Annotated in this window: 3 rRNA genes; all 3 read left to right on the forward strand. The window is 52.7% G+C overall.

Going from position 1 to position 5,924, the window contains the following annotated elements:
- Positions 1-186: 186 nt before the first annotated feature.
- The 3 genes from ACX80D_RS17610 to rrf all read left to right on the forward strand — a co-directional run bounded on the left by ACX80D_RS17610 (position 187) and on the right by rrf (position 5,841).
- Positions 187-1,721: ribosomal RNA gene (locus ACX80D_RS17610) — 16S ribosomal RNA — on the forward strand.
- A gap of 589 nt (positions 1,722-2,310) precedes the next feature.
- Positions 2,311-5,482: ribosomal RNA gene (locus ACX80D_RS17615) — 23S ribosomal RNA — on the forward strand.
- Between the two features lie 242 nt (positions 5,483-5,724).
- A 5S ribosomal RNA gene (gene rrf, locus ACX80D_RS17620) occupies positions 5,725-5,841 on the forward strand.
- Together the 16S, 23S and 5S rRNA genes form the textbook arrangement of a ribosomal RNA operon.
- Positions 5,842-5,924: the final 83 nt, after the last annotated feature.

Genomic DNA, 5,924 nt, shown 5'->3' on the forward strand with positions numbered 1-5,924 from the left:
GTTGTTGTTTGAGAACTCAATAGTGTGCCAAGTTTTATTGATACCAATTTATTTATATTGAATTGGTTATTTGGTTGTGTGTTGCCGCCCCTGTGGTGATGCATGATCGTTTAGCTGGTTTCGAATTTAGTGCATGCAGCTATCGCCTTTTTCCGGTGTGGTTGTGTGTGTCTGTTTATTTAGTTATTAACGGAGAGTTTGATCCTGGCTCAGGATGAACGCTGGCGGCGTGCTTAACACATGCAAGTCGAACGATGAACCCGCTTGCGGGGGATTAGTGGCGAACGGGTGAGTAACACGTGAGTAACCTGCCCTTAACTCTGGGATAAGCCTTGGAAACGGGGTCTAATACTGGATATTGACTTTACCTCGCATGGGGTTTTGTTGAAAGATTTATTGGTTTTGGATGGACTCGCGGCCTATCAGCTTGTTGGTGAGGTAATGGCTCACCAAGGCGACGACGGGTAGCCGGCCTGAGAGGGTGACCGGCCACACTGGGACTGAGACACGGCCCAGACTCCTACGGGAGGCAGCAGTGGGGAATATTGCACAATGGGCGAAAGCCTGATGCAGCGACGCCGCGTGAGGGATGACGGCCTTCGGGTTGTAAACCTCTTTCAGTAGGGAACAAGGCCAGCATTTTTGTTGGTTGAGGGTACTTGCAGAAGAAGCGCCGGCTAACTACGTGCCAGCAGCCGCGGTAATACGTAGGGCGCAAGCGTTATCCGGAATTATTGGGCGTAAAGAGCTCGTAGGCGGTTTGTCGCGTCTGCCGTGAAAGTCCGGGGCTCAACTCCGGATCTGCGGTGGGTACGGGCAGACTAGAGTGATGTAGGGGAGACTGGAATTCCTGGTGTAGCGGTGAAATGCGCAGATATCAGGAGGAACACCGATGGCGAAGGCAGGTCTCTGGGCATTAACTGACGCTGAGGAGCGAAAGCATGGGGAGCGAACAGGATTAGATACCCTGGTAGTCCATGCCGTAAACGTTGGGCACTAGGTGTGGGGGACATTCCACGTTTTCCGCGCCGTAGCTAACGCATTAAGTGCCCCGCCTGGGGAGTACGGCCGCAAGGCTAAAACTCAAAGGAATTGACGGGGGCCCGCACAAGCGGCGGAGCATGCGGATTAATTCGATGCAACGCGAAGAACCTTACCAAGGCTTGACATGAACTGGAAATACCTGGAAACAGGTGCCCCGCTTGCGGTCGGTTTACAGGTGGTGCATGGTTGTCGTCAGCTCGTGTCGTGAGATGTTGGGTTAAGTCCCGCAACGAGCGCAACCCTCGTTCTATGTTGCCAGCACGTTATGGTGGGGACTCATAGGAGACTGCCGGGGTCAACTCGGAGGAAGGTGAGGACGACGTCAAATCATCATGCCCCTTATGTCTTGGGCTTCACGCATGCTACAATGGCCGGTACAATGGGTTGCGATACTGTGAGGTGGAGCTAATCCCAAAAAGCCGGTCTCAGTTCGGATTGGGGTCTGCAACTCGACCCCATGAAGTCGGAGTCGCTAGTAATCGCAGATCAGCAACGCTGCGGTGAATACGTTCCCGGGCCTTGTACACACCGCCCGTCAAGTCACGAAAGTTGGTAACACCCGAAGCCGGTGGCCTAACCCCCTTGTGGGGAGGGAGCTGTCGAAGGTGGGACTGGCGATTGGGACTAAGTCGTAACAAGGTAGCCGTACCGGAAGGTGCGGCTGGATCACCTCCTTTCTAAGGAGCACCAAACACCACGATAACGACCGCATGGTTGATTGTTGGTGGTGTGAGGAGTAAAGACCTGCAGCGAGAACGTTTGTTTCTCGGTAGGTTGCTCAAGGGTGGAATATCAATGAAATAGTCGATGATCGACAACTGGCGACCTGGTATGAGTACCGTTTCCTTCCTTGTGGAGGTTACGAGGAAAACACCGTGAAGGGTTGTTTGGTTGAGTGGTTGTTATACGTTTGGCACACTGTTGGGTCCTGGAATAACAACGTCCTTCCTCCTTTGTGGGGTTGGGTTGTTGGTTTCCTGGTTTCCCGCACATAACCGTTCTGGTCGTTGTGTGACACACAATTTTTTGTGTGTTGTGCTGGCTTGGGTGGTGTGTGGTGGGGTTGTTGTTTGAGAACTACATAGTGAACGCGAGCATCTTTTATAAGAAAGCAATTTCTTTGAGAAAATGAATGAACCTGGATCTGATGCTGCACCTTTGGGTGTGGTTGATGTTTTCATGGTTCTCTCGATAATCAAGATAGATATAAATCATGACGCACCCCGCTTTTGGGTGTGGTGTGTTGTGTTTGACCCGCTTGTGTGTGGTCAAGTTTTTAAGGGCACACGGTGAATGCCTTGGCATTAGGAGCCGAAGAAGGACGTAGGAATCTGCGATAAGCCTCGGGGAGTTGATAACCAAACTTTGATCCGAGGGTGTCCGAATGGGGGAACCCCGCTACCCACTGCAAGGTGAGGTAGTGACCCGCATCTGAATATATAGGGTGTGTGGAGGGAACGTGGGGAAGTGAAACATCTCAGTACCCACAGGAAGAGAAAACAATAGTGATTCCGTTAGTAGTGGCGAGCGAACGCGGATCAGGCTAAACCGTGTCATGTGTGATAGCCGGCGGGCGTTGCATGGTGCGGGGTTGTGGGACTTACCGATCTAGTTCTGCCGGACTAGGAAGGGGAATGGTGCATGTATAGGTGAACGGTTTTGAATGGCCGACCGTAGAGGGTGAGAGTCCCGTAACTGAAATGCAGTGCACTCCCTGGTGAGTATCCCAAGTAGCACGGGGCCCGAGAAATCCCGTGTGAATCTGTCAGGACCACCTGATAAGCCTAAATACTACCTAATGACCGATAGCGGACAAGTACCGTGAGGGAAAGGTGAAAAGTACCCCGGGAGGGGAGTGAAATAGTACCTGAAACCGTGTGCTTACAATCCGTCAGAGCAAGCGTGCCACTTGTGGTAGTTGTTCTTGTGATGGCGTGCCTTTTGAAGAATGAGCCTGCGAGTTAGTGTTACGTCGCGAGGTTAACCCGTGTGGGGAAGCCGTAGCGAAAGCGAGTCTGAATAGGGCGAGTTTAGTGGCGTGATCTAGACCCGAAGCGAAGTGATCTACCCATGGCCAGGTTGAAGCGCGTGTAAGAGCGCGTGGAGGACCGAACCCACTTCAGTTGAAAATGGAGGGGATGAGCTGTGGGTAGGGGTGAAAGGCCAATCAAACTTCGTGATAGCTGGTTCTCCCCGAAATGCATTTAGGTGCAGCGTTGCGTGTTTCTTACTGGAGGTAGAGCTACTGGATGGCTAATGGGCCCTACAAGGTTACTGACGTCAGCCAAACTCCGAATGCCGGTAAGTCAGAGCGTAGCAGTGAGACTGTGGGGGATAAGCTTCATAGTCGAGAGGGAAACAGCCCAGACCACCAACTAAGGCCCCTAAGCGTGTGCTAAGTGGGAAAGGATGTGGGATTGCTTAGACAACCAGGAGGTTGGCTTAGAAGCAGCCATCCTTAAAAGAGTGCGTAATAGCTCACTGGTCAAGTGATTCCGCGCCGACAATGTAGCGGGGCTCAAGTACACCGCCGAAGTTGTGGATTTCAAACATTACCCAAGCCAGTAGGTTCGTCCTTTGGCTCAGGGGTTTGGAGTGGTAGGGGAGCGTCGTGTGGGCATTGAAGTCGCAGTGTGAACTAGCGGTGGAGCCTACACGAGTGAGAATGCAGGCATGAGTAGCGAAAGACGGGTGAGAAACCCGTCCGCCGAATGATCAAGGGTTCCAGGGTCAAGCTAATCTGCCCTGGGTAAGTCGGGACCTAAGGCGAGGCCGACAGGCGTAGTCGATGGACAACGGGTTGATATTCCCGTACCGGTGAAGAACCGCCCATATTGAACCACTGATACTAACCATCTGAACCATCACTGAGTGTCCTTCGGGGCCAGGGTGTGTGGGGAGCGTGGGACCTGAAGTGGGGAGGTAAACGTATTAACAGGTGTGACGCAGGAAGGTAGCCGAGCCGGGCGATGGTAGTCCCGGTCTAAGGATGTAGGAAACACGATAGGCAAATCCGTTGTGTTGTCTTTGATGACGATTCTGAGATCTGATGGGACCCCCGTTTGGGGGAATTCGGTGATCCTATGCTGCCTAGAAAAGCATCGACGTGAGGTTCTAACTGCCCGTACCCCAAACCGACACAGGTGATCAGGTAGAGAATACTAAGGCGATCGAGAGAATTATGGTTAAGGAACTCGGCAAAATGCCCCCGTAACTTCGGGAGAAGGGGGGCCTGCCCCGTGAAGGAACCTAGCGTTCCGTGAGCGGGTGTGGGCCGCAGAGACCAGGGGGAAGCGACTGTTTACTAAAAACACAGGTCCGTGCGAAGTCGCAAGACGATGTATACGGACTGACTCCTGCCCGGTGCTGGAAGGTTAAGAGGACCGGTTAGCTGCACTTGTGTGGCGAAGCTGAGAATTTAAGCCCCAGTAAACGGCGGTGGTAACTATAACCATCCTAAGGTAGCGAAATTCCTTGTCGGGTAAGTTCCGACCTGCACGAATGGAGTAACGACTTCCCCGCTGTCTCAACCATAAACTCGGCGAAATTGCAGTACGAGTAAAGATGCTCGTTACGCGCAGCAGGACGGAAAGACCCCGAGACCTTTACTATAGTTTGGTATTGGTGTTCGGAGTGGCTTGTGTAGGATAGGTGGGAGACTGTGAAGTTACAACGCTAGTTGTAATGGAGTCATCGTTGAAATACCACTCTGGTCACTTTGGACATCTAACTTCGGCCCGTAATCCGGGTCAGGGACAGTGCCTGATGGGTAGTTTAACTGGGGCGGTTGCCTCCTAAAAAGTAACGGAGGCGCCCAAAGGTTCCCTCAGCCTGGTTGGCAATCAGGTTTCGAGTGTAAGTGCACAAGGGAGCTTGACTGTGAGAGGGACACCTCGAGCAGGGACGAAAGTCGGGACTAGTGATCCGGCGGCACATTGTGGAATGGCCGTCGCTCAACGGATAAAAGGTACCTCGGGGATAACAGGCTGATCTTGCCCAAGAGTCCATATCGACGGCATGGTTTGGCACCTCGATGTCGGCTCGTCGCATCCTGGGGCTGGAGTAGGTCCCAAGGGTTGGGCTGTTCGCCCATTAAAGCGGTACGCGAGCTGGGTTTAGAACGTCGTGAGACAGTTCGGTCCCTATCCGCTGCGCGCGCAGGAAATTTGAGAAGGTCTGTCCTTAGTACGAGAGGACCGGGACGGACGAACCTCTGGTGTGTCAGTTGTACTGCCAAGTGCATCGCTGATTAGCTACGTTCGGATGGGATAACCGCTGAAAGCATCTAAGCGGGAAGCCCGCTTCAAGATGAGATTTCCATACACCTAAACGTGTGAGAGGCTCCCAGCAGACCACTGGGTTGATAGGCCGGATGTGGAAGCGAGGACTAAAGACTCGTGAAGCTGACCGGTACTAATAAGCCGATAACTTACACCACACACACTCTTATATATTACGAGTATGCTCGCGTTCACTATGTGGTTCCCAACCAACAAACCCAAACGGTGTTTGAAACGTTGAAACCAAAACAAAAAAACAGGATAAAACTAACACCCCATCACCACTGATAGTGGTAAAAGGGTCAAGGAATTATCTTGTATAATAGAATACTGTTGCTCCAAGAGCACCCAACAAACCACCCACCCACGGTATAACAACCGCAGGGTTTGGGGAATGAGTTACGGTGGTCATAGCGTGGGGGAAACGCCCGGTCCCATTCCGAACCCGGAAGCTAAGACCCACAGCGCCGATGGTACTGCATTCGTGAGGATGTGGGAGAGTAGGACACCGCCGGACAACCAGTAAGGGTAGAGGCCCCGCACACAGTGCGGGGCCTCCCCACATTAACAAACAAGTAACGGCCACCCACGCGGTGGCCA

Source organism: Arthrobacter sp. Sr24, assembly GCF_054511175.1.